Origin of the sequence: Limnobacter olei (genome assembly GCF_029087225.1) — a bacterium.
Taxonomy (GTDB): Bacteria; Pseudomonadota; Gammaproteobacteria; order Burkholderiales; family Burkholderiaceae_B; genus Limnobacter; species Limnobacter olei.
Genome location: NZ_JARFJD010000015.1, coordinates 21719 through 48302 on the forward strand (window position 1 = coordinate 21719; position 26584 = coordinate 48302).

Genomic DNA, 26584 nt, shown 5'->3' on the forward strand with positions numbered 1-26584 from the left:
AATAAGTTTGGCAACCAGCCAGCAAACGACGCTGAGTTAATCTTTGTGATAATCACTGACTCGTTGTACTTCATTGGCCGATCCCAGCATCACCGCGCAGCGTTGGTGTAAATCGGTAGGCTGTATGTCCAGAATACGCTGGGTTGCATCGAAGCTTTTGCCGCCAGCTTGCTCCACCAGCATACTCATCGGGTTGGCTTCGTACATCAGGCGCAGTTTGCCTGGCTTGTTGGGGTCGCGCAGGTCTTTGGGGTACATGAAAATACCTCCCCGGGTCAGTACTCGGTGCACATCGGCCACCATGGATGCAATCCATCGCATGTTGAAGTCTTTGCCGCGCACGCCGGTTTTTCCCTCCAGCAATTCAGTGATGTAACGCTGCACTGGTTTATACCAGTGACGCTGATTCGACATATTGATGGCGAATTCCTTGGTGTCTTCGGGCACATCCATGCTTTCGCTGGTCTGAATGTACTCACCAGCCTCGCGATCGAGTGTAAAGGCCACCACACCCTTGCCAAAGGTCAGCACCAGCGAAGTTTGCGGGCCGTACACCACGTAACCCGCTGCCAGTTGCTCGGTGCCAGGTTGCAGGAAGCTTTCGTTGGTAATTTCACCAACGTCAGGATTGGGCAGAACTGAGAAAATAGTGCCAATCGACACGTTCACGTCGATATTGCTGGAGCCATCCAGCGGGTCGAACAGTACCAGGAACGGGCGATCCGAATGCCCGGGTACAGGCGAGCAGTCGTCCAGTTCTTCAGAGGCCATGCCTGCCACCACGCCGGTTGCAGCAAGCGCATCCAGAATCATGTCATTGGCAATAATATCGAGCTTTTTCTGGGTTTCGCCTTGCACGTTTTCTGAACCTGCACTGCCCAATACGCCGCCCAGCGCTCCTTTGTGAACTGCGGCGGAAATGGATTGCGACACATCGGCAATGGCCGAGATCAACACACCCATGTGCGCATCTGCGTGGTGCTCAAGGTATTGCGCCAAATTCATACTCATCGTTGTCCTCTGTTCATTTCAAAATCAATGGGTGGCCGCGTCCAGCGCTTTGCCGATCACTTCGCGAACATCTGGCGACAACTTGTCTGTGTCCAGGACACGTTCAAGTTGCTTGTGTGCTTTTTCCTGCAGTGCTGGCACCAGTTTTGTCCAGCGGTCCAGCCCACGTGCCATGCGCGCTGCTACTTGTGGGTTAATGGTGTTCAACTCAATCACAAGGTCGGCCCACAGGGCATAACCATCACCTGAATGTGAGTGAAATACACTGGGGTTTTGCATTGCAAAAGCAGCCAAAAGGGAGCGAGCGCGATTCGGGTTCTTCAGAGTGAATGAAGGGTGCTTCAGCAGTTCACGCACTGTTTGCAAAGTGTTCACGTTTTCATTGCTGGCCGGTACGGTGGCCTGCAACATAAACCATTTATCCACGGCCAGCGCTTCATTCTTGAAGCGTTCAAAAAACTCAGCCAATTCAGGCGGGTTGCCTGGTCCGTTGTGCACAATATTGCTAAGCGCCGCCATTCTGTCAGTCATGTTGTTGGAGGCCGCATATTGAGCCTTCGCCACATTCATTTCTTCGTCCCCGCCTGCGGCCACCAAATAGGCCAATGCCACATTTTTCAACGCACGCTGGCTGGCGGCCACTGCGTTGTAGGTGTAGGGCTGCCCTGTCAAATTGCGTGCATCGTAGATCGCCTTGAAGTCTGCCCCGAAAGTACACGCCAATAAATCGCGCAAGGTTGTGCGTGCAAAATGCATCGCAACTGGGTCTACGAGTCCGTCAAATGCCTCAAGCAGTGTTCCCTCACTGGGCAATTGCAATGCCACAGCCAAGAAGCCGTCAGACAACTGTTTGTCTTTCAGCAAGTTTTCCACAATTTGCACGGCGGCCTGGGTGTTTGCGCCATCGGTAAGCCCGCGCTGAAGGTAAATGTCCAGAATCGCTTTGCCATAAATTTTTTGACAGGCATCCCAACGATTGAATGGGTCGTTGTCGTGACCCGCCAAAAAGATAAGGTCATCCGTAGTGTGGGCGGATTGTAAAATAACTGGTGCAGAAAAGCTGCGAAGCAGCGAGGGCACCACCGGTTTATCCAACCCAGTGAATACGAATGTCTGCGTGGATTCTGTAAAGTCAAGTACATCGCCATGTAGCGCGTTCGTATTGCTTTCCAGCTGCAAGGGCACATCGCGACCACTGGCTTTTTCTACAAAACCCAATTTCACAGGAATGTGAAAGGCGGGTTTGATCGCTTGGCCTGGCGTAGGGCGGCAGTTTTGCTTCAAGGTCAATGCCAGTTGGCCGTTGGTTTGAGTCCAGCTAGCCGATACCTCTGGGGTTCCTGCCTGTGAATACCAATGGCGAAACTGCTTCAAATCCAGTTCCGGGTGGGCCTCCTGCAAGGCGGTTTCCATGGCGCCGACAAAATCTTCACAGGTCACAGCTTGGCCGTCGTGACGTTCAAAATAAATTTGCATGCCGCGCTGAAACAATTGTTCGCCCAGCAGGGTGTGTTGCATGCGAATAACTTCAGCGCCTTTCTCATACACGGTCACAGTGTAGAAATTATTGATTTCCTGATAACTGTCGGGTCGTATGGGATGCGCCATAGGGCCAGCATCCTCAGGAAACTGTGCGGCGCGAAGCACCTTTACATCTTCAATCCGTTTCACCGCGCGTGCAGAATCTGCCTGCACTTCATCAAGCCCTTCGGCCATCATGTCTGCGGAAAACTCTTGGTCGCGAAATACAGTCAAGCCCTCTTTTAACGAGAGTTGAAACCAGTCCCGGCAGGTCACCCGGTTGCCTGTCCAGTTGTGAAAGTATTCGTGGCCGACCACGCTTTCAACATTCTCGAAATCAACATCGGTAGCCAATTCTGGATTGGCAAAAACGAACTTGGTGTTGAAAATATTCAAACCCTTGTTTTCCATGGCGCCCATATTGAAATCGGCGGTCGCCACAATCATGAAACGGTCCAAATCCAGTTCAAGGCCAAACCGTTCACGGTCCCAGTCAATCGACTTCTTCAAGCTTTGCATGGCAAAGTCGGTTTTATCCAAGTTGCCTGGCTCAACCCACACTTGCAACAGTGCTGGCTTGCCGTTGCCTTTTTTCACTGTTTCTTCCTGGCACACAAAGCGACCGGCCACCAAGGCAAACAGGTAAGCAGGCTTGGGAAATGGGTCTTCCCAGCTAGTCATGTGCAAGCCTTCGCCCAGTTTCTTTTCTTCAATCAAGTTGCCATTGGACAAGCTGACCGGGTGCGTGGCCTCGTTGGCAATCAGTGTGACTGTAAACTGGCTAAGAACATCCGGGCGATCAGGAAAATAAGTAATACGCCTGAACCCCTGGGCCTCGCATTGCGTGAAAAAATTGCCGTTGGAGACATACAAACCTTCAAGCCGCGTGTTTTGGTCGGGTTGAATGTAAACAGTAATTTCCAGAACGCCTTCGCGACCAGGGTTGTGAATGGTCAGGCCTGTTTGGCTTTGAGTGTAGCGAGTGGCGTCCAGCTTTTCACCATTGAGCAACACCTGATCCAGCTCAAGATCTTCCCCATCCAGTTCAAGTGGAAGGTTGTCAGGGTTTGAATGGGCCCACACTTCAAACTCCAGGCGACTTGCCACCTTGGTGCGCGAAGGGTTCAGCGTGAACGTCAAATCGGTGCGACTGATTTTGTAGTTCGGCGCGGTGTAGTCCTTGCGATAAAAGGTGATGGGTGCTTGTGCGTCTCTCATGCCTGGAAATCCTCTTACTGCAATGTTGCTGCTAGGTGTTGTTGCTTGTTAGTGTTCGTGGCCGCAATCCGGACCATGCTTGTGTTCATGCGCATGCGCATGCGAGTGCCCATGATCGTGACCATGCTCATGGTCGTGGTCACAGCAATCGTGGTTTTTCAGTTCAGGCACCACAATTTCCAGCATGGGTGCAGTCAGTGTGCTGAATTTCAACTCAAAATGCTCCAGCATGTGCATGCATTCATGGCTTGCCACAACGCGCGCGCCTTTTTCATTTAACTGCACCGGCCAAAAGTTAAGGCCTGCTACATGCAGAAATTCTTCGAAGCCTTTTTGGCCACGTACCACTTCAAACAATTCTTCTTGAGCAGCCGCCACAATCGCCCATTCATTGGTGTTTGACACCAGTTTGTCGCCCACCTCCACGGTGTCGTGCAAATGGCAAATCAGGGTGCTGCCGTCGGTGGCTTTCACATCGTGAGGTACTTCCTGGCGTTCATCAAAAGTCAGTTCAATGGTTTTTGCATTGCGAAGCAATACGGCAGCCACCTTGTGGTTGGCCTTTACTACTTTGTTGTACACCACATCGTGGTTGTGGCCGCAATCCGGGCCGTGTTCATGATCGTGATCGTGTGAATGGTCTGCGCTCATGGCGTATCCTTCGAGGTTGTTTAGTCGCGGAAGTTTTCGAAACCCAAAGGTGTTTCAGTCACCTTCTGTTTCAGCAAGGCAATTGCACTTTGCAAGTCATCGCGCTTTGCGCCTTGAATGCGCACAGTATCGCCTTGAATACTGGCCTGTACTTTCATTTTGCTGTCTTTGATTTCTTTCACAACCTGCTTGGCCAGGTCCTTGTCCAGTCCGTTTTTAACCGTCACGGTTTGCTTGATCTTGTCGCCAGAGATCTTTTCTTTTTTGTCAAATGTCAGAAAGCGTACATCTACGTTGCGCTTTGCACATTTGTTGCGAATAATCTCGGCGACCTGCTCCAATTTGAAGTCATCGTCGGCATACACCATGATGGTGTTCTCGTTCAATTCAACTTTGGAATCAGACCCCTTGAAATCAAAGCGGGTACCAATTTCCTTGTTCACCTGATCGACCGCGTTGCGCAATTCGATCAAGTCCGGTTTGCAGACCACATCAAAAGACGGCATAGTTCATTCCTTCAAGCATAATGCCTCATTGTAATCGCTAGACCACTCCCTATGTCAGCCCTCACTGCCACCCACAGCGTCGATCTGCAACCCTTGCATACCTTTGGTTTACCAGCCCGTGCCCGCGAGTTGCGTTTGTTGGGCAGTCTGTCCGATTTGCTGGCTTTTGCTCGCGCCCGGCAAGAAGGCCAGCCATTTTTGTTGCTGGGCGAGGGCAGCAACACGGTGTTTACCAGCCCACTGGTGGACGCAACGGTTTGGAAAGTTGCCTTAAAAGGCCGACAGTATTTGGGCTGCGATGGTGTTTTTCACCATGTGCGGGTGCAGGCGGGCGAAAACTGGCATCAAACAGTCGAGTGGACTGTGGCCATGGGTTGGGGCGGGCTGGAAAACCTCGCCCTGATTCCGGGCTGTGTGGGTGCAAGCCCTGTTCAGAATATTGGGGCCTATGGCGTTGAACTCAAGGACCGCGTTTCAGCGGTGCACGCATTTGATCTGGATGTTCAAAAAGAATGCATTTTCAATCTGGATGAATGCGAGTTTTCATATCGTGACAGTGTTTTCAAGCATGCTGCGCAGGGACGTTATGTGATCACGGCAGTAGATTTTGCCTTACCCGTACAATGGCAGCCTGTGTTGGGGTATGGGGATGTGGCTCAGCGTGTGGCTGAATTGGGATCAGTTACCCCCATGAATCTGTTGAAGGCGGTAAGTGCCATACGTACACAGAAGCTGCCAGACCCTGCCGTATTGGGTAACAGTGGCAGTTTTTTCAAGAATCCAATTGTTGGCGCTGCACAAGCCAAGGCCCTTGTTCAGCAGTTTCCAAATTTGGTCCACTACCCGGCTGACCATGGCCAGGTCAAGTTAGCTGCCGGGTGGTTGATTGAGCAATGTGGTTTGAAGGGGCACGTGCTGGGTGGTGTGGGTGTTTACAGCAGGCAAGCCCTGATTCTGGTGAACTTGGGGCAGGGAAGTGGCAGTGACTTGTTGCAACTGGTTCGGCATGTGCAATCCAGTGTTCAGCGCAAGTATGGTGTGTTAATTGAGCCAGAGCCCAATTTGATCCCAGGCTTCTCAGAGGCGACCACACCAGGCACATGATCATTGATAAAAAAGCCGTTGAGCTTTGGTGAAATTGGCAAATTTCCGGTAAATCTGAGTAGGGAAGCCATCTCGCTTGGTGCACTCAGAATCAGTTTGCCGTTGATGTGCAGGTTGAAGTTGCCAGACCGATGAATTGTGTCGCCGTCAATCACCTTGTTGACTAAACCATGAATTAGCACATCGTCATTGCCAATTTTGATTCTCAGTTTGTTGAAAAATTCGGTTTCCCTGCTTGGGTAAAATTGCTGATGTTCGAGATACCCGAAGTTTTCCTTTACATAGCTGCCGGAGACAAAGACAGCTTTGACCCCGGACTGAGGATTTTCGATTTTTGTGCCTTTGCTCCACGAGTATTCGTCTTTGATCCTCATGTTTTTGGTGTTGGATTGCTCGAATTCAGTGGTTCGCACCAGTTTCCCATCCAGAACAATATCAAAGTCGAGTGTGGCTCTTTTTTTCTGACTCGCATGGGGAAAGCTGAGTTTCAGGTTTTTCGCGAATTTCTCTAACTTGAGAATATCTTTGTTATTTTGTTTGTCGACTTTTCTGGACTGAATGAAGGTGCCGCTCACCAGCGCCCCCATTTCGTTTCCCAGTCCATCGGTTTTTTGAATGAAGCAGGAATTCATTTCCAGTTTCAGGGCCTCATGAAGAGATTCGGCATTGCGCACCGGTGTAACCAGCTCAGCTTTTACTTTGTCGTGACAGCCGTCGAAATACATGGATACTGCTGATTTGCGCATGTCCCAAATTGGCAAGGGTTCCGAGATTCGGGCAGACACTTGATCAAACACATGGACCAAATTGAAGATGGATTGAAGTTTCAGCGATTCGACTCGTCTTGATTCAATGAGCAGTTGATTCGAATCAGGTTCAAGTCCCGTCACAACGGCTTTTTCGCTGGTTACGCTGTTGCCAAATGCATCCTGAATCACTACATCATATTCATCAGGGTCAATTTTCTTTTCCACCGAGACGATTTCGAAACTTTGCTGCGTTGCGCCGGCTATTGGCACGCGGTTTAGCCGCCATTGAATTGATTTGACGGGCCCCTTGATTAATACTGACAACGTGACCGGTTTTCCGATTTCAGCCATCACAGAGTTGGGGTGTGCGGCAAAACCAAGGTCAGCAAAATGTGTCACAGCCGCAGCTGTGGTTGACGTGACAGTCAAGCCGAATGCAACCAGAATGGCGGAAAACAGCAGTTTTTCGAAGTGCATATGCGCTTTTGAATTTAGAACCCTACCCCTGCTAAGTGGCCCTTGCTCCAGCAATGTTCCATTCACGGTCAAATTCGCAGGCATAAAAAAACCGCCACCGTGTGGGTGGCGGTTTTCAAACCTGATTCACGACAAGTGAATCGCTCAGCCGCGTTTTAGTTTGGCATTGGCTGCAATTCGCATACGCAGGGCATTCAATTTGATGAAACCACCTGCGTCGGCCTGGTTGTAGGCGCCACCGTCTTCGTCAAAGGTTGCAATGTTCTGATCAAACAGTGAATCTGTTTTCGAATCGCGGGCCACCACAATCACATTGCCTTTGTACAATTTCACGCGTACCCAGCCATTCACAGTATTTTGAGTGTGGTCGATCAGGGTTTGAAGTGCTACGCGCTCTGGTGCCCACCAGTAGCCGTTGTAGATCATGCTGGCGTAGCGGGGCATCAAATCATCTTTCAAGTGGGCCACTTCCCGGTCCAAGGTGATGGATTCAATCGCACGGTGGGCCTTCAACATGATGGTACCGCCCGGGGTTTCGTAGCAGCCGCGGCTCTTCATGCCCACGTAGCGGTTTTCTACCAAGTCAAGGCGGCCGATCCCATGTTTGCCACCCAATCGGTTCAGTTCGGTCAGCACAGTTGCAGGGCTCATTTTCTTGCCATTCAGTGCAACGATATCGCCTTTTTCGTATTCAATGTCCAAGTACTCGGCTTGATCGGGGGCCGCTTCGGGGCTGACTGTCCAGCGCCACATGGCCTCTTCGGCTTCTGCGCTGGGGTTTTCCAGGTGGCGGCCTTCAAAGCTGATGTGCAGCAGGTTGGCGTCCATGGAGTAGGGTGCACCGCCTTTCTTGTGCTTCATGTCGATTTCAATGCCGGCATCCTCTGCGTACTTCAGAAGCTTCTCGCGGCTCAACAAGTCCCACTCGCGCCATGGGGCGATGATTTTCACGCCAGGCATCAGTGCGTAAGCGCCCAGCTCGAAGCGAACCTGATCGTTGCCCTTGCCGGTTGCGCCGTGTGAAATGGCATCTGCGCCGGTTTCACGCGCAATATCGATTAATCGCTTGGCGATCAAGGGGCGTGCAATCGATGTGCCCAACAGGTATTCACCTTCGTACACAGTGTTGGCGCGGAACATGGGGAACACGAAATCGCGTACGAATTCTTCACGTACGTCGTCGATATAAATATTCTCTGGCTTGATACCGAACTTCAGTGCTTTTTGGCGCGCGGGTTCCAGTTCTTCACCCTGACCCAGATCGGCCGTGAATGTAACGATTTCGCACCCGTAGGTGTCTTGCAGCCATTTCAAAATGACTGATGTGTCCAAACCGCCTGAATAGGCGAGTACTACTTTGTTGATGTCGCTCATGGTTCTCGATTCAAAAAGGGTTGTTACAGGTCCGCTTACTTGCGGCCCAACAAAAGGAATTCCATTAGGGCCTTCTGGGTGTGCAGGCGGTTTTCCGCCTCGTCCCACACCACACTTTTCGGCCCGTCAATCACTTCGGCTGCCACTTCCTCGCCACGGTGAGCGGGCAGGCAATGCATGAATAGGGCCTTCGGGTTGGCCACATCCATCATTTCAGTGTCTACCTGAAAATCGGCAAACGCGCGGCGGCGGGCTTTGTTTTCATTCTCGAAGCCCATGCTGGTCCAAACGTCGGTGGTCACCAAGTCAGCGCCTTTGCAGGCGTCCATTGGGTCTTCAAACCACTCGTGGTGAGTACCTTTGATATTGGTTTTTGCCGGATCAATGTTGTAATCGCTTGGCGTGGAAATGTTTACCTTGAAGTCCAGCAATTCAGCCGCTTGCAACCAGGTGGCGCACATGTTGTTGCCATCGCCTACCCAAGCCACCGTTTTGCCTTGAATGCTGCCGCGGTGTTCAATGAAGGTAAAAATGTCCGCCAAAATTTGACAAGGGTGGTATTCATTGGTCAAGCCATTGATGACTGGTACTCGGCTGTTGGCTGCAAATCGTTCAATAATTTCCTGCTCGTAGGTACGAATCATCACGATGTCGCACATACGTGAAATAACCTGTGCTGCATCCTCAACCGGCTCACCACGACCCAGTTGCGAATCTTTGGTGTTCAGGTAGATGGCTGAACCACCCAACTGGTGCATACCCGCTTCAAAGCTAAGCCTTGTTCGGGTGGACGCCTTCTCGAAAATCATGACCAAGGTACGGTCTTGCAGCGGGTAGTAGGGCTCGTAACGCTTGAACCTCGCTTTCACATCGCGAGACGATTGCATCAAGTACTCGAACTCGTCTTTGCTGATGTCGTTGAACTGCAAAAAATGTTTGATAGGCATTTTTGTAGACCGGCTTGCCTGGCAGGCCGGCTCCTCCTTACGCGGATTGTTCAAGAAACGCTTTAATTAAAGGGGCCAATTCCATGGCCAGCGTCTCTGCTTCTTCTTTTTTAATCACCAGTGGTGGCAACAGGCGCACCACATTGTCTCGGGTTACGTTAATGATCAAACCTTTGTCCCGCGCGATAGCAACCAGTTCGCCACAGGGTTTCCACAATTCAACTCCAACCATCAGGCCGCGACCGCGAATGTCTTTCACACCGGCGATACCGGCAAGTTCACGGGATAAAATGGCGCGAATCAACTGGCCCATTTGCTCGGAATGAGCCAGCAAGCCTTCTTCTTCCATGATCTGGATGGTGGCCAGTGCCGCCACAGACACCAGTGGGCCACCACCAAAAGTGGTGCCGTGTGTTCCTGGCGTGAATACGCCAGCAGCAGGGCCCCAGGCCAGGCACGCGCCAATTGGCACGCCTGAACCCAACCCCTTGGCCAAGGTGATTACATCGGGCTGAATGCCAGCATGCTGGTAACCAAACCACTTGCCAGTGCGGCCAATACCACTTTGCACTTCGTCGATCATCAACAGCCAGCCTTTGGCGGTACACAACTTGCGCAGGGCTTGTAAATATTCTGTATCGGCCACATTGATACCGCCTTCGCCCTGCAAAACTTCCAGTAGAACGGCCTGGATTTCGGGGTTGTCGTCTGCCGCCTGTTCAATTGCTGCGAAGTTTTTATAGGGTACGCGTACAAACCCGCTCGGCAGGTCGCCAAACCCAACCTTGGCCTTGGGGCTGTCCGTGGCAGCAAGTGTGGCCAAGGTACGGCCGTGCCAAGCGCGTTCCATCACAATAATCTTTGCGTTTTCTATGCCTTTCTTGTGGCCATAATATTTGGCCAGTTTGATGGCCGCCTCGTTCGCTTCAGCGCCCGAGTTGCAAAAGAAAGCCTCGTCCATACCTGAAATTTCGCACAGGCGATCAGCAAGATTTGATTGCTCAACCACGCCGTACAAATTCGAGGTGTGAATCAGTTTGCCTGCCTGCTCAGAAATGGCTTTCACCAGCTTCGGATGATTGTGACCCAAACCATTCACTGCGATACCGGACAAGCCATCCAGGTACTTTTTGCCATCAGTTGACCACATCCAAGCGCCATCACCATGAGTGAAAGCAATGGGCTGGCGGGCGTAAGTTTTCATTAAGTGGTCTGTCACGTTAAAACTCTCTATCAGCAGTGTTCAGGCAAAACGCGGATTCTAAAAACAAACGCAGCCAATCGGTCGACGTGCGGCTGCGTTGTGCAAAGCGAAATTGTACGACGAATCAAGGCTTAAGGGCTAGTCTTGGCGATGAGCCCGGGTCCTAAATTCATCCAGATCAGAGGGCAAGTGCTTGGCCCTGAGGTATTCATGGGCAACTACCGACAAGCATTCGTAGCTTGGTAGAGGGAAAGTTCTGCCCGAGGTTCGAATATTGTCGATTTTCATGGAGTCGACGTTGTCTCGACTCATCAGTGGCTCACCCGGTGCCAGCTCCATCAAAAACGCTTGAACCTTCGCAGCAAAGTCAGGAATACCAAATACCAACGGGTTTTTTCCAACAGCGCGGGCCGAAAGCTTAACTAACTCTTTCAGGGTGAAAATCTCGGTACCCACCAAATCATAGGTGTTGTGCAGGGTGTCTTTGCCTTGATCTTCCACGCATGCGAACACGGCTTTGGCCACATCACTGACCGAAACTGGCTGGAAGCGTGCGTCAGCACCGGCCAATGGAATGAAGGGCGCGATCTTTGCCAGTGAGGCGAATGTATTAAGAAACTTGTCCTCACGACCGAACACCACCGAAGGACGAAGAATTGTCCAGGCCAGTCCGCTGTCTTTGACTACAGCTTCGCCGTCGGTTTTGGAGCGCAGGTACATGGACGGCGCCGGGTTTTGTACACCGACACCCAATGCGCTGATGTGAACAATTCGTTTGGCGCCATGCTTGGACATAGCTGTGCACAAGGCTTTGGGGAATTCAACGTGGTTGACCCGAAAGTTTTGGCCGTAAGGTTTACCGGGTTTGCTGTGCAGCACACCAAGCAAATTCACGACAATGTCTTGCCCCGACACAAGGCGACCCAGTGTGGCGCGATCATGGATATTTGCTTCAATAATTTGGCACGTTGGTAGTGTCAGCAGATGCTTTGCCTTGTCATAGCGGCGCGTAGGCACGGTAATTCGGTAACCGGCTTTGGCCAGTTGATTACAAACGGCTTGGCCCAGAAATCCCGAACCACCGATCACCAATACATTTTTTGTCTTACTCATAGAAACAGCATTCACCTGATTACTTGGATCCGTAGATGATACCCAGTCTTTGTTTCAAAGGGATCGAGGCATTGTTCAACAGCAGGGAATAAGCCACGGTGTTAGACATTACGTTCTTTACGTAACCGCGTGTTTCGTCAAACGGGATCAATTCCGCAAAAATAGCCCCCTCAATCTTCCGGTCGCCCAGGCGACGTTTCCACAGGGCAGGGCGGCTTGGGCCCGCGTTGTAACCCGCAGAAGCAAGCACTGGTGATTGGTCGTGTTGCTCAAATACCATTTTCAGGTAGCTGGTGCCCAAAGTCAGGTTGGTCTCAATTTCGGTAATGTCAGCAGGCTTGAAGTCGGACATGCCGATTTTTTTCGCCACATACTTGGCTGTGGCAGGCATAACTTGCATTAAGCCACTGGCTCCTACGCCAGAACGCGCAATGGTCACAAAGCGCGATTCCTGGCGAATCAAGCCGTATACCCAGGATTCATCCACACCAATTTCCCGGGTTTTCGCCCGCATGTTCTCGCGGAAGGGAGTCAGGTATCTTAAACCCAAATCGTGTTCAATCTCGGTTCTGTCTGCTGCTGCAATTGCCCGGTCATAGAGTTGATTGCGTTCAGCCCAAGTCGCAGCAGCAAGCAACTGCCGGTCGTTCATTTGCGCAACTTGTAGATTGAATTCCCAGAAGCCCTCGGTGCGCAGGCCTGCATCGTAAAGTGCCAGTGCACGCAACAATCCAGGGTGTTTTTTTGCCCAGTCCAACTCGGCTGCGCTTAATAATTCGGGGCGCTTTGGGGCCGTGACTGAGTCGCCTAGTTCTTCATGGGCCAGTTTCCCGTAGAAAGAGAATGGACTGCTGGCTTTGATCCATTCTTGCCTGGCTTCAACCAACTTGCCTGATTGGGCCAGTGCACGTCCGCGCCAATAGGTCCAAGCCTTGTCTTCTTTTACATTTGGACTCATCTCGTTGGTGGCCTGAAGCACGGAATTCCAATCCTCCAAAAGCAGAGCCGAGCGCACCTTCCACTCTTGTTGTTCCTGGCTCATTACTTCAGGTTTGCTGCGCTTGAAGTAGGTCAGGGCGTTTCTGTCCCAGACCAGGCCGGCACGGTAGCCCACATGCGCCCAAAGCCATTGCTCAGAGCTGGGTGAAAGTTTGCCCTGATAATTTTCAGTCATTTGTCGCGCAACACGCTCATAGTCCTCCACTGCTTTTCTGGCCAGTGCACCTGTCAAGTGCAGGTCTGTTTCGGCAGTTTGGCTTGACGATTTCAGGTATTTGTCGGGATTGAAAACAGCCTCTCGCAAGGTGGCGCTGTCGATTGCTTTTCCCCAGGCCGTGTCTTCGAACTCGTCAACAAACTTGATTGCGCTGGTCAGCTGGTTTGCTGCTACCATTTGCAGCACATGGCGATCCAGGTCTTGTGCGCTAACACCACCCAGTTTGTACAGATTTTTCAGAAGAACCCGACATGTTTTAGGTAGGCGTTTATCAAAACTCACCACAGCATCCAGTTTGTATCTCACTAACTGTCCCTGCTCTGCTGCGTGCATCAAATCAGCACACTCAACACCTTGATCTGGGCGGTAGCGCAGGTGTTGTCGCTGCTCTGCGAAATCAGTCCACTGGGCTGTTCGCGCCAGTTGCTCAAGCCAGTCTCGTCTCAATGTTTCGGCTGGCCAGCTGTTGTCATGTTTGTTCAGCAGAGGCAGTATTTCCGACTTGTTCCACACCACTTCTCGATCGGGAAATTGTTTCTCCACCCCTTTCTGAAAAAAGCGAAACTGCCAGATGTCCACGTAGGGTCTGAATATACTTTTTTGCGGCAATTCAGAAACCAAGCGGTTAAACTTGTCGTATGCGCCATCTGCATAGGCAGATTTGATCTGTGTAATTAACTCTGCATCCGTCTCTTTGTTGGCCAAAGCGGGTTGAAATGCCATGGCACCCAAGGCAAGCAAGGGTAGCGATACCCAACGTGAAATGTAGTGAGAAATTGTCATTGTTCCTGTCATGAAAAAATCATTGCGGCAAATTGCTCTGGCTTATCGAAATCGGCTCCAGCCCGAAGAAATCAACTCGCTTAGCCAAGAAATTTCGGCATCTCTGATAACTCTACTCCAAACATTCCAGCCTTGCACTGTAGGTCTGTTCTATCCCACACGCGGTGAGCCGAATGTACTGAGCATCATGAATAATTTGGCGCTCCAAGGCTTTCGGTGGGCCTTGCCGGTGTGTTGTGAGTCGCCAACAGGCCCATTCTTGAAATTTGCGCAGTTCGCGCCAGACATGGAAATGGAGCTTGGCCGATACGATATTCCAGTTCCAAAATCCAAATCCTGGGTTCAGCCCGAAGTGTTGATTGTTCCTTGTCTTGCTTTCCACCGCGCGGGAGCTCGTCTCGGATATGGCGCAGGTTGGTATGATCGAACCTTGAATCAAATGCCAGTCAAGCCAATTACCGTTGGTGTGGCTTATGCTGTCACCGAATCTAGAAATAACTTCTCAGAACAACACGACAAGTTGCTCGATTATTTGCTCACTGAGCGAGAGCTGATATTCTCTCGCTCAGGCACTGCTTAATAACCGATTTGATCCAGAATAGACAAGGTTGGCTGCGCATTGTTCATGGTGTAGAAGTGCAGTCCGGGTGCGCCTTCCCTAATTAGTTGTTCACACAGGTTCGAGACAACTTCCAGTCCGAATGCTCGAATCGACTCGCGATCATCGCCGAAATGCTGCAGGCGGTTGCGCATCCATCGCGGAATTTCCGCACCACATGCATCTGAAAAACGAGCAAGCTGACTAAAATTGGTCACAGGCATGATGCCAGGAATCAGCGGAATCGAAATGCGATGTTGCACTTGATCCCGGAAGTACAAAAATGCATCCAGATTGAAAAAATACTGGGTAATGGCAGAGTTTGCGCCGCAATTTACCTTGTGTACAAAAGCGTCCACATCGGCAGTCGGGCTTTTTGCTTGCGGGTGGGTTTCGGGATAGGCGGCAACTTCAATAAAAAAGTGATCGCCTGTTTCCTGTCGAATAAACTCAACCAACTCGCTCGCATATCGAAACGAACCCGTTTCCAACATACCCGAGGGCAAGTCACCGCGAAGCGCAACAATACGCTTGATTCCGTGTTCTTTGTACTGCTTTAGCAATGCTGCTACTTTTTCCTTGGAAGATCCAACACATGACAAATGCGGTGCAGCTTCTTCACCCGCTGCCTTGATTTCAAGCACGGTGGACAGTGTTCCGTCTTGGGTAGTGCCACCCGCCCCGAATGTCACTGAAAAAAACTCTGGCTTTCTTTCAGACAGTTTTTCACGCGTGGCGCGCAGTTTTTCAGCACCTTCATCTGTTTTCGCGGGGAAAAACTCAAAGCTGATGTTCATCATGGTGTTTTCATTCACAGAGTTATTGGTTTGTCGCAACATCGATATTTTTCGCTGCGTACACAAAATATTCTTGATTGCCGTCGCCCCCTTTTAACTCGCACTGGAAAAAATCTTTCACAGTCAAATTGAGTTGGGTGCAGCAAGTTTTTACATCGTCTTCCAACTGCTCGATAAGGTCATCGAGATTTTTTACCAAACCACTTTTCCCGATATTTTCAGGTCCAACTTCAAATTGAGGTTTAACCAAAAACAAACCTTCACATGAGGCAGGCATCAGCTTTGCGATATTGGGCAATACCTTGCGCAGAGAGATAAAGCTCAAATCTGCCACAGCAATGTCAAATGGCATGAACTCGGGTTTCAGCGCAGCGATTTCCTGTTCAAGATCAATGGTATTTACCTTGTAGAGGTTGACGCCTTCCATGGCGATCACAGCATGGTGTGCTCTCAAACGAGGGTGTAACTGATCCCGTCCAACGTCAATACCCACCACACTCAATGCACCCTTTTGCAGAAGGCAGTCCGTAAAACCACCCGTGGATTGTCCCAGGTCGATGCAGCGCTTTGCGTTGACCTCAATCTGGGTGTGTTCAAGTGCATGATGCAACTTCAATCCACCACGCGACACAAAACTGGGTGCATCGCAGTCAATCAATTCAAGAGTCATGAATGGTTCGATTTGCTGCGATGCTTTTTTTACAGCAACAGGTGCTTGAACCACACCGTTACGCACCAACACTTTTCCTTGCTCGATCAAGCTTTGAGCCTGTGCCCGAGAGGGGCACAGGCCTTTTGCAACCAAGGCAAGGTCAGCGCGCAAAGGTGGTTCTTTCCAGGATTAATAGCGGTAGTGATCAGGCTTGTAAGGGCCGTCTTGCTTCACGCCAATGTAGCTTGCTTGCGCTGGGCTAAGTTCTGTCAACTGGGCGCCAATTTTCATCAAGTGCAGGCGAGCCACTTTTTCATCCAGGTGCTTGGGTAGTACATATACACCCACTGGGTACTTCTCGTTTTGCGTCCACAGCTCGATTTGTGCAATGGTTTGGTTGGCAAAGCTTGAAGACATCACGAAAGAGGGGTGACCAGTACCGCAGCCCAAGTTCACCAAGCGGCCTTCAGCCAACATGATGATGCGCTTACCGTCCGGGAAAATAATGTGGTCAACCTGTGGCTTGATGTTCTCCCACTGGTATTTTTTCACGCTGGCGATGTCAATTTCATTGTCGAAGTGACCAATGTTACAAACAATCGCTTGATCTTTCATTTTCACCATGTGGTCGTGGGTAATGATGTCTTTGTTGCCTGTGGCCGTCACGAAAATGTCTGCCTTGTCGGCTGCGTAATCCATCGTCACCACGCGGTAGCCTTCCATCGCAGCTTGCAAAGCGCAAATTGGGTCAATTTCAGTCACCCAAACCTGGGCTGACAAGGCACGCAATGCCTGTGCAGACCCTTTGCCCACGTCGCCGTAACCAGCCACAACTGCCACTTTGCCTGCAATCATTACGTCGGTTGCACGCTTGATACCGTCAACCAGCGATTCACGGCAGCCATACAGGTTGTCGAACTTTGACTTGGTCACAGAATCGTTCACGTTAATGGCTGGGAAGGCCAATTCGCCCTTCTTGTGCATTTCGTACAAACGGTGAACGCCAGTTGTGGTTTCTTCAGTCACGCCCTTGATCTCTTTCAGGCGCTTGGAGTACCAAGTGGGGTCAGTTTTCAGCGTTTTCTTAATTGATTCGAACAAGCAAATTTCTTCTTCGCTGCCTGGGTTGTTCAGAACGCTGATGTCTTTCTCAGCCTTGGTGCCCAGGTGCAGCAACATGGTTGCGTCGCCGCCATCGTCCAGAATCATGTTGGAATAACCACCATCTGCCCATTCGAAAATGCGGTGGGTGAAGTGCCAGTAGTCGGTCAGTGATTCGCCCTTGAACGCAAACACAGGAATGCCAGCTGCTGCAATTGCGGCGGCTGCATGGTCTTGTGTTGAATAGATGTTGCAAGAGGCCCAACGTACTTCTGCGCCCAGTGCTGCCAGGGTTTCAATCAGCACAGCTGTTTGAATGGTCATGTGCAGTGAACCGGTAATGCGGGCACCTTTCAAAGGCTGGGATGCAGCAAATTCCTTGCGAATGGCCATCAAGCCAGGCATTTCGGTTTCTGCAATCGCGATTTCTTTGCGGCCAAAATCGGCCTGAGACAAGTCGGCTACGAAAAAATCGTTTTCGCCGTTAGCGGTGATAGGTTTTGCAATGGCGTTCATCACGCCCTCCTTTTTAAAGTTCATAAAGAAAGAAGCGTGAGCGCCGTTGTTTATTTCTTGTTCGAGCCTAGCACCCCAAAAAAGCATGGGTGTGTCGCAACGCTCCTCGAACGGCATAAATTGTAACAGGGTTGGCTCAGGAAGACCAAGCGGTATTCATGCTCGCATCTTCCTGATCAGCCTGCGTTTCCCGTCAAACTCCAGCAGCGGCCTTCAAAGCCTCCGCCTTGTCTGTGCGTTCCCAGCTGAATTCTGGTTCTTCGCGGCCAAAGTGTCCATAAGCTGCTGTTTTCGCATAAATTGGGCGCAGCAAATCCAGCATTTGTACAATCCCCTTGGGGCGCAGGTCGAAGTGGGCGCTCACCAATTCAGTAATTGCACTGTCCTCAATTTTTCCGGTGCCGAAAGTATTCACCATGATCGAAGTAGGGCGTGCCACGCCGATGGCGTAGCTCACCTGAACCAAACACTTCTCAGCCAAGCCTGCTGCAACAATGTTCTTGGCCACATAGCGACCTGCATAAGCCGCAGAGCGGTCTACTTTGGACGGGTCTTTGCCCGAGAATGCACCACCACCGTGAGGAGCTGCGCCGCCATAGGTGTCAACAATAATTTTTCGACCTGTCAAACCACAGTCACCCTGAGGGCCGCCAATCACAAATCGTCCTGTTGGGTTTACCAAAAAGTTGATATTTCCTTTCACCAGTTCCTTGGGCAGCACCGGCTTGATCACCTCTTCAATCACTGCTTCGCGCAGGGTCGCCAGCTCGATATCCGGTGAATGCTGGGTTGAAAGCACTACGGTGTCGATACAGAAAGGCTTTCCGTCAACGTACTTGATTGTCACTTGTGATTTTGCATCCGGACGCAGCCAAGACAGGCGGCCATCCTTGCGAAGCAGGCTCTGGCGTTGAACCAGTTGGTGTGAAAGGCTGATGGCCAGTGGCATCAATTCGCGGGTTTCGTTCACTGCGTAACCAAACATCAAACCTTGATCACCAGCGCCTTGGTCCAGGTCATTGTCGTGCGCTTTGTCTACACCTTGAGCAATGTCTGGACTTTGGCGGTCGTAGCACACCATCACCGCGCAGCTTTTGTAATCGATGCCGAAATCGCCGTTGTCGTAGCCAATTTTTTTCAGTGTTTCGCGGGCTACGTCGATGTAGTTCACCTGGGCGGTGGTCGTGATCTCGCCAGCCATTACCACCAAACCCGTGTTGGTTAGCGTTTCAGCAGCTACCCGTGCGGTGGGGTCTTGTTCGAGAATTGCATCTAAAACCGCGTCAGAAATTTGGTCGGCGACCTTGTCTGGGTGGCCTTCCGAGACAGACTCAGAAGTGAAGAAAAATTCGTTAGACATTAAAAAAGCTCCAAATAAACAAGGGGTTATTATGGCCGCCATGTTCGTTTGAAGCCCGGCGACGCTTTAGCAGATTTGTTTTAGTTCGCCCCGCAAGTTGTCATTTAACTCAGCGAACTTGGGAAATATACAACATTTGGGGACGAAGGCAAAGCACGTACTGGTTACAATCTGCCCCATGATCAAAAATTTGTTCAAAGCGTTATCGGTTTTTCCTTTGCCTGTCCTGCACACACTTGGTGCATGGTTGGGGTGGGCGGTATATGGTTTGTCGGCCAGTTACCGTCGCAAAATTGAAATTCACTCCAAAATTGCCTTTCCGCATAACGAATCGGCACGTGTCGCCGCTGTGAAGGGTTCAGTCCAGCATGCCGGAATGGCGCTACTGGAGCTTCCTTTTCTTTGGGGCTTGTCTACGCAGCAAGGCGCGGCGCGATGCACTGACATCACCGGCTGGGATGTGGTTGAAAGGGCCCAGGCAAAGGGGAAAGGCATTATTTTTCTCACACCGCACATGGGAAGTTTTGAATCAACCGCCCAAATATTCTCAACTCGTGCACCCATTACAGTGTTGTATCGACCCAATCGCAAGGCGGAACTTCAACACATTATTGAGGACAGCCGTGCGCGCGATAATGTTGCCCTTGCGCCCACTACGTTGGGTGGTGTGAAAATCCTGCTGAAGGCGCTAAAGCGCGGAGAAGCCGTTGGAATGTTGCCTGACCAAGTTCCAGCTCATGGAGAGGGTGTTTGGGCACCCATGTTTGGTCAGCCTGCGTATACCATGACCTTGCCGGGCCGACTCCACCACGCGACCGGCGCATCAATTGTTTTGGCAATTGGTTACAGAAAGCCGGGAGGACAAGGTTTTTGTCTTGAGTTGTATCAAGGTCCCGAGTCGCTCAGTGCAGACCCTGTTGAGGCGGCCACTCAAGTGAATGCCGCCATGGAAAAGCTTATTCTGATGCACCCTGAGCAGTATTATTGGGGCTATGAACGTTACAAACCTCCCAAAGGCCAACAGGGCCAGCAAGGGCAATCGTGACTCAATTTCTGATCTCAATGTGGTTTGCACTCGCGCGGTTACCATTTTTTGCTTATCGGCTCATTTCCTCATCAATTTCGACGTTGTTGGCCATGTTGTTGTTCGCCCTGGCGCGTGAGCGCCGAATGGTCGCACTCACCAACCTTTCCTTGTGTTTTCCTGATTCGTCCATTCTCCAGCGCATCCGTTGGGCCATGGTTCACATCTACTTTTACCTTCGTACTTTTCTGGACAGGGCTTGGCTGTGGTCAGGCAATGAAAGGGTAGTGCGTGATCGGGTGCGAATTGAGAACCCGGAAGGCTTGGCTATTCTTGACTCGGCGTCTCCAACTATTTTTCTGGCTCCACATTTTCTAGGGCTCGATGCAGCTTGGAGTCGACTGTGTCTTGAAATCGACATGGTCACCATGTATTCAAACCAAAAAAATCCCGTGTTGAATTCGTTGATATTGCAAGGACGTTCAAAGTTTGGCGACCAACTACTGTTGTCCCGCCAACAGGGCGTGCGTCCATTGCTGGCCGCGATGAAAAAAGGGCGCCCTTTGTACTATTTGCCCGACATGGATTTCGGTGAGCGCGACTCTGTATTTGTCGACTTTTTTGGGGTCAAAGCTGCCACGGTCACCGCGGTGGCCCGGTTGTCCAGGCTGCTTCAGGCGCAAGTTGTACCGGTTACCACCAAATACAGCAAGGGTCGATACAGCATTCATATTCATGCACCGTTACCCAACTTTCCCTTGGACGACGACGCTGAATCAACGCAGCTGATGAATCATCTCATCGAGTCTTGGGTGAAAGACAACATTCCGCAATACTTGTGGTTGCACAAGCGGTTCAAAACCCGCCCGGCCGGCGAGTCCAGAATATACTGACACTTCAGATCAATACACCACGGTCTTTGATAAAGCGACGATGGCAACTTTGAATACACTCAAGTTCACCAAAATGCACGGTGCGGGCAACGATTTCGTTGTACTGGACAACTGCGCGGGTCAACTAGACCTCAGCCCCGGGCTGATCAAGCGGCTTGCCGACCGCCATTTTGGCGTCGGCGCTGACCAGGTTCTTATCGTCGAGTCTTCCGACCTTGCCGATTTCAAGTACCGAATTTTCAATGCAGATGGTCAGGAAGTTCAGCAGTGTGGCAATGGCGCGCGCTGTTTTGCGCAATATGTGTTCGACAAAGGGTTGACCCGGAAAAATCAAATTACCGTTGAAACTCTCGCTGGCATCATTCAGCCCGAGTTGATCAAACACAATTGGGTCAAAGTGAATATGGGGCCTGCGCAGCTTAATCCCGGCAAGGTACCGTTCATTGCGGAGGGCCTTTCCAGTCGTAAGGTAGGTGGCCTGACACAATACAAACTCCCCGTTGACTCGGGTTCTGATCTGGAAGAGTTGTGGGTTGGAGTCGCTTCTATGGGGAATCCCCACGTCGTTGTTCTCTTGGATCAACCAGCCTCCGATGATTTGGTTCAGCGCTTGGGCGCCACACTCGAATCGCACCCCCGTTTCCCTGAGCGGGTTAACGTGGGCTTTCTTCATATCGTAGACCGCAGTCGGGTTCATCTTCGCGTGTATGAGCGTGGGGTGGGCGAAACCCTCGCTTGTGGAACCGGGGCGTGTGCAGCTGCCGTCGTAGGTATGAAAATGGGACTAATCGCCGAGCGCGTAGACGTTGTCAAAGCCGGTGGAACCCTCACCATTGAGTGGAGTGGCCAGCAGGACAGTGATGTCTTGATGACAGGTCCAGCACAAACAGTTTTCGAAGGAGAGTTTTACTTATGACTGACGAGGCCGTTCAGGTTGCCGATTTTCTGAAAGCACACCCTGATTTCTTGATCAAGAATCCAGGAATTCTCGCTTTTATTAAACTGCCAGAGCAAAGCACCGGGAACGTGGCATCGCTGCACGAACGTCAAGTTCAAACCATGCGCGAAAAGGTTAAGTCGCTTGAGCACCGGGTGGTCGAAATGACCCACGCAGCTGTCGAGAATCAAGCGATTATTGACAACCTTCAATCGATTACCCGCACTTTGCTCACAGTCAAAAACGCGGGTGATTTGCCCACTGTATTGGTCGAGGCAATCAAGAAAAAATTTGTGGTTCCCATAGTTCGTTTACAACTGTGGGGTGAGGACAATTCTGAAGTCCACGATTCTGACAAAACGCTCATCGATAGCATGAAGAATCTTTACTGCGGATTTGCCGAGAATGCACCGACACTCTCGGTTTTTGAAGGTGAAGATGTGGTTCCACGTTCAGTGGTACTGATCCCTTTGCGTGTCGGCGCCAGTCCGGTAACCTTCGGTTGCCTGGGATTTGGTTCCCCCGACAAAGACCGCTTCTCGCCAACCCTGGAAACTGATTTTCTGAATACTCTGGCTGAAACCGCATGCGCCGCGCTGAGCAGACTCCAGAACACGCAATCCTGATTCAACGTTATCTGGATTTTCTGCGGCTGGAGCGGCGTTACAGCGAAAATTCTGTAAAGGCCGCTCAGCGTGACTTGTTGTTGATCATCAATCCACCACAGCAAGTTACCCCCACAGCACTTAAATCAATTCTTGCTCAGCGCCATGCAAACGGTGCTGCACCTGCCAGCCTGGCACGTGTGGCCTCAAGCTGGCGGGGATTTTTCAAATATTTACTGAACAACGGCGTTATTGAAATTGATCCCACGTTGGGGCTGAAAACTCCCAAACTACCCAGGGCCCTGCCCAAGGCAGTGGGAGTTGACGCCTTGGCTGCGTTGCTTGCTCTGCCGCTTCCGCAGGAATTCCGTTTTGCGCAGGCCCATGTACTGATTGAATTGCTGTATTGCACGGGGCTGCGAATCAGCGAGGCCTTGATGCTTCAAGCTGAGGCCTTGAATGGATCTGCAGAATTGAGGGTTATCGGTAAGGGGAACAAGGCCCGCATTGTGCCTGTGGTCGACACATTGCAGGCTCGTCTCAGGGAATTTGTTGAACCCCGCCAAAGTCACTTGCTTAAACATGGAAGGGGGCAAGAAACCTCCCTGTTCGTGTCTGCCAAAGGGCAAGCGTTGACTGTCAGGCAAGCACAGCGAGACATCGCAAACCATGCTGCAAATTGCGGTTTGGGGCAACATTTACACCCCCACATGTTGCGTCACTCATTTGGAAGTCATTTGCTGCAAGGTACTCAAAATCTGCGGGCCGTTCAGGAATTGTTGGGGCATGCTTCGATCGCGTCTACTCAGGTCTACACGGCCCTGGATTTTGACCACCTTTCCACCGTGTACGACAATGCTTTTCCGCGAGCCAAATAAAAGTCTTTCAGCTTTTATAGCGCAGAAAGCAAACGTGTAGCCGCCAAACCCAAAGTCTCATCGCCTTGACGTGTCATTTTTGCGGCAATCAATCGGTTGAGCATCTTTGCCGTGTTGTGTGTTGGGTCATTGGCGCTGAATTTTTCTCGAGCCTGAATCATCGATTCAATCACGTAATCAGCGTCGTTTCCTGCATTCTCTTTGGCATACAGAATGGCTACGGTGTCAGCGAACAGCTCTTGTTTGTAAACCATCTCTGGTTTCGGACCAAAACCCCCTGTGTTTTGAATCCCTTTGAACTCATCTTCATCCACCTCGTAGTTGGCGACGAAAGAGCGGCTTTCCCGAAAGCAGTGTCCCATCTCGTGGGCCACTGATGCAGCGATAATTTGCTGCCAGTGGGCGCGATTGGATTCGTTCAGGAATCGCCCCCACTGCGCCCATGCAGTCTCATTTGTATTCACAATGACTACGCATTTTCCGTTGGCATAAGCCAAGGCACCCAGTGGTGTGGGTTCGGGACGTTCCGTCACGATCAGGGAGGGTTTGGTTCGCATTTCCACCTCCAGTTCCATCATGACTTCCCTGGCAATCTGTTCAACTTGGTGTGCAGGCAATTGTGTCTGGTCAATTGAACCAAAACCCAAACCCAGAGAGAGAAGAAATGACAACATTGCTGAATCCAAGCGTTAAACCTGAATTCAGTTTCTGTCTTTCCATTGAGTCTCCTTTTGATGAAAAAAGCCTTATAAATCAGTCTTTTCGTTCAAAGTAGGAGTCTGCAAACCGCGCCATGTAAGAACTTCCTTTACAAGTTCTCTACCCTGAAGAAGTTGTGCTTGCCACGTGATCGCATGGATTTGTAATTCCGGCAAATGCGGCAAAAGATTAATCCAAGCTTTGCCAAAATCTACCGTTGTATCAATACAGTTCCAGGCCAACCAGCAGTTCCAAAGCGCCAATCTACAATCTGCACCAAGCCCGCTTGCATACACATCGTAAAAGCAGGCAAGTTTTTCGGTGTGTGCATTGTCTTCGGTCGGGTAAATTTGCCAAATGAATGGTTTTCCCGCCAGTTGAGCCCTCACAAACGAGTCTTCTCCCCTCACAAACAACACATCATATTGCGCCAACAATTCATCAAATTCACTTTGTGCGACGAAGGGGATCTGGTGGGCACAATCCTCCAGTTCAGGTGCTAAAACATTCCCTGCCAGTCCAATTTTTATTGCGTATTCCGGGGTGTTAATTGAATTACAGAGATCAATCAGCTTTCGAATAGGTGCGTTTGGATAGGCGAAAACGAAAACATTCAGACCGGTATTGTTTGTTGATTGCTGTTTTCCAGCCAGGCGAGTAGGGAAGTCGCAATGAATCAGTCCCCCGGTTTTGTCGGTAAAGCCGGGATAAAAAAAGGTGGTAACGTGCCCAGTGATTGGGTCTGTTGATGTGTTCAGGTGAAAGCTTTCAATCCATTTTTCACACGAAAGATAGTCAATCAGCAACCAAGGGGTGCGGGGAAAACGGCTTTTAAGCGCTAGATCAAAGCGGCATGCAGTTTGCCCACTTGAAGTTCCGAATGGCTCTAGAATCAGATCTGGCGTTTGTCGATACTCGGTTTCGATGTTCGTCTTGACCGCATCGATTAGCCTGAGGTTATCGTTGACCGAGTGCGGATACAGCGCCTGAAAAGTGGCTGGCTCATCGTGAAACAAATCCACGCAATGGCCCTTCGCAGCCAGTGCTTTCGCCAAGCGAAGGGAAAAGCCAGCATCGCCGAAATTATCGATTACCTTGCAAACAATACCAATGTGCATAGAGCCTCAAACCTGAAAATACAAAGGGCCCCAAGTGGGGCCCCATGTTTTTCATCTCAAATGGAATAATCACTTCACGCGTGCGCGGTATTCTGCAGTGCGCGTGTCAATCTCAATCTTGTCGCCAATTTCAACGAATGCGGGTACCTGAATTTCAAAGCTGGTGGGCTTAATGCGGGCTGCTTTCATGATCTTGCCCGATGTGTCCCCACGTACGGCTGGTTCTGTGTACTCGACTTCACGCACCAAGCTGGTTGGCAATTCCACAGAAAGTGCCTTGCCGTCGTAGAACACCACTTCGCATTCCATGCCGTCGTCCAGATAGTTCAAAGCGTCGCCCATGTTTTCGGCTTCTACCTCGTACTGGTTGTAATCCGCATCCATAAACACATACATTGGGTCCGCAAAGTAGGAATAAGTCACTTCCTTGCGTTCCAGCACCAATAGTTCGAACTTCTCGTCCGCTTTGTAAACGCTTTCCATGCCTGCACCGGTCAGCAGGTTTTTCATTTTCATTTTTACAACGGCGGCGTTGCGGCCTGATTTGTTGTATTCGGTTTTCAAAACCACCATGGGGTCTTTGCCAACCATAACCACGTTGCCTAGGCGAACTTCTTGTGCTGTTTTCATGAGTTTGATGAGGATTTAAAATTTAAGCCCCGTATTGTACTCGAAGTGTTTGTTGGCACAACACATCTTCGCGTGTGAATTTAGGGCATTTTTGAGGGGTTGAAGGGAAATAAAGCCTTTTAATTCAGACTGTTTTCGATGTGTTCCTGTTTAACACCGGGCTTGGGTCTACTTCTATATAGGAGCCAGCGGCCAAGTCTGTCGGCAATTCGTAGGGGCCGACCACTCGTCGGTGCAGTGCCTCTACATGATTTCCAACTGCGGCTACCATTCGTTTGACCTGATGATACTTGCCTGTAGTAATACCCAACTCCAGTCTCCCATCTTCTAACAGGGTGGCTCTGCTGGCGTAAATAATTTCTGGCTCGTCATCCAGATCAACACCCTCAAGCAATCGTTGCAACTGCAACTCTGTGAATGGGCGCGCGCCGGTCACCTCATAGATTTTCTCCACCTCCTGTTTGGTGCCCACCTTCCCACTTATCAGCCGATGAATAAACTGACCGTCATCTGAAAACAGCAAAAGCCCGGTTGTGTCTACATCCAGTCTCCCGGCTGCCTGTAGCCCGCGCTTTATATAGTGCTTTGGCAATAGATCAAATACCGATGGATTGTGACTGGGCAGGTGAGAAGTCTCATAGCCCGAAGGTTTGTGCATCAGCACATACTTGTGCTGGGTGATTTCGAAGCTTTTTCCGTCAATTAACAGGGTATCTCCCAAAGAAATTTCATCGATTTCAGGGTCGATCTGAATTCCGTCGCGAAAAATCTCGGAATTCCAGAAAATATTTTCACATTCACGACGGCTGCCAAGTCCTTGTGATTGCAGTATTTTTACGCTCGGTCTAACTTTCATATGAAGATTCTTTGAATTTATTTGCCAAAAGTGTTTGACAGGTGGA

Annotated in this window: 25 protein-coding genes and 1 riboswitch; of the genes, 7 read left to right on the forward strand and 18 right to left on the reverse strand. The window is 50.6% G+C overall.

Annotated features, from left to right (window positions below; all coding sequences use genetic code 11):
* Window positions 1-36: 36 nt before the first annotated feature.
* Genes PY990_RS10240 through PY990_RS10255 form a run of 4 tightly spaced genes read right to left on the reverse strand, consistent with a single transcriptional unit; the run spans window position 37 to window position 4907 of the window.
* Window positions 37-1011 (reverse strand): class 1 fructose-bisphosphatase, encoded by a 975-nt coding sequence (locus PY990_RS10240; RefSeq protein WP_275271515.1) that lies wholly within the window; start codon window positions 1009-1011, stop codon window positions 37-39.
* A gap of 24 nt (window positions 1012-1035) precedes the next feature.
* A complete protein-coding gene (pepN, locus tag PY990_RS10245; protein ID WP_275271516.1) occupies window positions 1036-3750 on the reverse strand; it encodes an aminopeptidase N in 2715 nt (904 codons plus the stop codon).
* Window positions 3751-3798: 48 nt separating this feature from the next.
* Window positions 3799-4401, reverse strand: coding sequence for a hypothetical protein (locus PY990_RS10250; RefSeq protein WP_275271517.1), 603 nt, complete (start codon window positions 4399-4401; stop codon window positions 3799-3801).
* A 20-nt stretch (window positions 4402-4421) separates the two neighbouring features.
* Window positions 4422-4907 carry a YajQ family cyclic di-GMP-binding protein gene (locus PY990_RS10255; RefSeq protein ID WP_105027003.1) on the reverse strand — a complete coding sequence of 162 codons (486 nt, stop codon included), beginning with the start codon at window positions 4905-4907 and terminating at the stop codon, window positions 4422-4424.
* Window positions 4908-4958: 51 nt separating this feature from the next.
* On the opposite strand from PY990_RS10255, the gene murB reads away from it, so the two are divergent.
* Window positions 4959-6011, forward strand: a complete 1053-nt coding sequence (murB, locus tag PY990_RS10260) for a UDP-N-acetylmuramate dehydrogenase (RefSeq protein WP_275271518.1) — start codon at window positions 4959-4961, stop codon at window positions 6009-6011.
* Here murB and PY990_RS10265 read toward each other — a convergent pair.
* The 6 genes from PY990_RS10265 to PY990_RS10290 form a co-directional block, all read right to left on the reverse strand.
* Entirely contained in the window at window positions 5930-7321 is a 1392-nt protein-coding gene (locus PY990_RS10265) for a hypothetical protein (protein ID WP_275271519.1), read from the reverse strand. The genes murB and PY990_RS10265 overlap by 82 nt on opposite strands.
* Before the next feature lie 60 nt (window positions 7322-7381).
* Window positions 7382-8611: an argininosuccinate synthase gene (locus tag PY990_RS10270; RefSeq protein WP_275271520.1), complete on the reverse strand. Its 1230-nt coding sequence runs from the start codon at window positions 8609-8611 to the stop codon at window positions 7382-7384.
* 35 nt (window positions 8612-8646) lie between these two features.
* Window positions 8647-9558, reverse strand: coding sequence for an ornithine carbamoyltransferase (gene argF, locus PY990_RS10275; protein ID WP_275271521.1), 912 nt, complete (start codon window positions 9556-9558; stop codon window positions 8647-8649).
* Between the two features lie 37 nt (window positions 9559-9595).
* Complete coding sequence (locus tag PY990_RS10280) at window positions 9596-10777, reverse strand: aspartate aminotransferase family protein (protein ID WP_413789520.1); 1182 nt, start codon at window positions 10775-10777, stop codon at window positions 9596-9598.
* A gap of 123 nt (window positions 10778-10900) precedes the next feature.
* A complete protein-coding gene (locus PY990_RS10285) occupies window positions 10901-11875 on the reverse strand; it encodes a complex I NDUFA9 subunit family protein (protein WP_275271523.1) in 975 nt (324 codons plus the stop codon).
* A gap of 19 nt (window positions 11876-11894) precedes the next feature.
* Window positions 11895-13886 carry a lytic transglycosylase domain-containing protein gene (locus tag PY990_RS10290; RefSeq protein WP_275271524.1) on the reverse strand — a complete coding sequence of 664 codons (1992 nt, stop codon included), beginning with the start codon at window positions 13884-13886 and terminating at the stop codon, window positions 11895-11897.
* On the opposite strand from PY990_RS10290, the gene PY990_RS10295 reads away from it, so the two are divergent.
* Window positions 13885-14454: a 5-formyltetrahydrofolate cyclo-ligase gene (locus PY990_RS10295; protein ID WP_275271525.1), complete on the forward strand. Its 570-nt coding sequence runs from the start codon at window positions 13885-13887 to the stop codon at window positions 14452-14454. The genes PY990_RS10290 and PY990_RS10295 overlap by 2 nt on opposite strands.
* On the opposite strand, the gene metF is transcribed toward PY990_RS10295, so the two are convergent.
* From metF to metK, 4 genes are all read right to left on the reverse strand, one after another.
* On the reverse strand, window positions 14451-15272 hold the full coding sequence (gene metF / locus PY990_RS10300) for a methylenetetrahydrofolate reductase [NAD(P)H] (RefSeq protein ID WP_413789521.1): 822 nt from the start codon (window positions 15270-15272) through the stop codon (window positions 14451-14453). The two genes, PY990_RS10295 and metF, sit on opposite strands and share 4 nt — an antisense overlap.
* 19 nt (window positions 15273-15291) lie before the next feature.
* Window positions 15292-16092 carry a TlyA family RNA methyltransferase gene (locus tag PY990_RS10305; RefSeq protein ID WP_275271526.1) on the reverse strand — a complete coding sequence of 267 codons (801 nt, stop codon included), beginning with the start codon at window positions 16090-16092 and terminating at the stop codon, window positions 15292-15294.
* Window positions 16093-16110: 18 nt separating this feature from the next.
* Window positions 16111-17538, reverse strand: a complete 1428-nt coding sequence (gene ahcY, locus PY990_RS10310) for an adenosylhomocysteinase (RefSeq protein ID WP_105029681.1) — start codon at window positions 17536-17538, stop codon at window positions 16111-16113.
* A gap of 31 nt (window positions 17539-17569) precedes the next feature.
* A riboswitch (S-adenosyl-L-homocysteine riboswitch) is annotated at window positions 17570-17652 on the reverse strand.
* Between the two features lie 79 nt (window positions 17653-17731).
* On the reverse strand, window positions 17732-18898 hold the full coding sequence (metK, locus tag PY990_RS10315) for a methionine adenosyltransferase (RefSeq protein ID WP_105026992.1): 1167 nt from the start codon (window positions 18896-18898) through the stop codon (window positions 17732-17734).
* Window positions 18899-19076: 178 nt separating this feature from the next.
* Between metK and PY990_RS10320 the strand changes: the two genes are divergently transcribed.
* The 5 genes from PY990_RS10320 to PY990_RS10340 are packed head-to-tail and all read left to right on the forward strand — an operon-like array spanning window position 19077 to window position 23235.
* Window positions 19077-19943 carry a lysophospholipid acyltransferase family protein gene (locus PY990_RS10320; protein WP_105029680.1) on the forward strand — a complete coding sequence of 289 codons (867 nt, stop codon included), beginning with the start codon at window positions 19077-19079 and terminating at the stop codon, window positions 19941-19943.
* Between the two features lie 17 nt (window positions 19944-19960).
* Window positions 19961-20815, forward strand: a complete 855-nt coding sequence (locus PY990_RS10325; RefSeq protein ID WP_105026991.1) for a lysophospholipid acyltransferase family protein — start codon at window positions 19961-19963, stop codon at window positions 20813-20815.
* A gap of 40 nt (window positions 20816-20855) precedes the next feature.
* The gene (dapF, locus tag PY990_RS10330; RefSeq protein ID WP_275271527.1) at window positions 20856-21731 is read left to right on the forward strand and encodes a diaminopimelate epimerase; all 876 of its coding nucleotides are present in this window, start codon (window positions 20856-20858) and stop codon (window positions 21729-21731) included.
* The gene (locus PY990_RS10335; RefSeq protein WP_105026989.1) at window positions 21728-22378 is read left to right on the forward strand and encodes a DUF484 family protein; all 651 of its coding nucleotides are present in this window, start codon (window positions 21728-21730) and stop codon (window positions 22376-22378) included. The genes dapF and PY990_RS10335 overlap by 4 nt, the downstream gene beginning before the upstream one ends.
* Entirely contained in the window at window positions 22339-23235 is an 897-nt protein-coding gene (locus PY990_RS10340; RefSeq protein ID WP_275271528.1) for a tyrosine-type recombinase/integrase, read from the forward strand. The genes PY990_RS10335 and PY990_RS10340 overlap by 40 nt, the downstream gene beginning before the upstream one ends.
* Before the next feature lie 14 nt (window positions 23236-23249).
* Here the strand turns inward: PY990_RS10340 and PY990_RS10345 are convergent, their stop codons facing one another.
* The 4 genes from PY990_RS10345 to PY990_RS10360 all read right to left on the reverse strand — a co-directional run.
* Window positions 23250-23909 carry a hypothetical protein gene (locus PY990_RS10345; RefSeq protein WP_275271529.1) on the reverse strand — a complete coding sequence of 220 codons (660 nt, stop codon included), beginning with the start codon at window positions 23907-23909 and terminating at the stop codon, window positions 23250-23252.
* 72 nt (window positions 23910-23981) lie between these two features.
* Window positions 23982-25052, reverse strand: a complete 1071-nt coding sequence (gene earP / locus PY990_RS10350; protein ID WP_275271530.1) for an elongation factor P maturation arginine rhamnosyltransferase EarP — start codon at window positions 25050-25052, stop codon at window positions 23982-23984.
* 69 nt (window positions 25053-25121) lie between these two features.
* Complete coding sequence (gene efp / locus PY990_RS10355; protein WP_105026985.1) at window positions 25122-25682, reverse strand: elongation factor P; 561 nt, start codon at window positions 25680-25682, stop codon at window positions 25122-25124.
* 124 nt (window positions 25683-25806) lie between these two features.
* The coding region (locus PY990_RS10360) for a 16S rRNA pseudouridine(516) synthase (protein ID WP_275271531.1) at window positions 25807-26584 on the reverse strand (778 nt) is incomplete at its 5' end.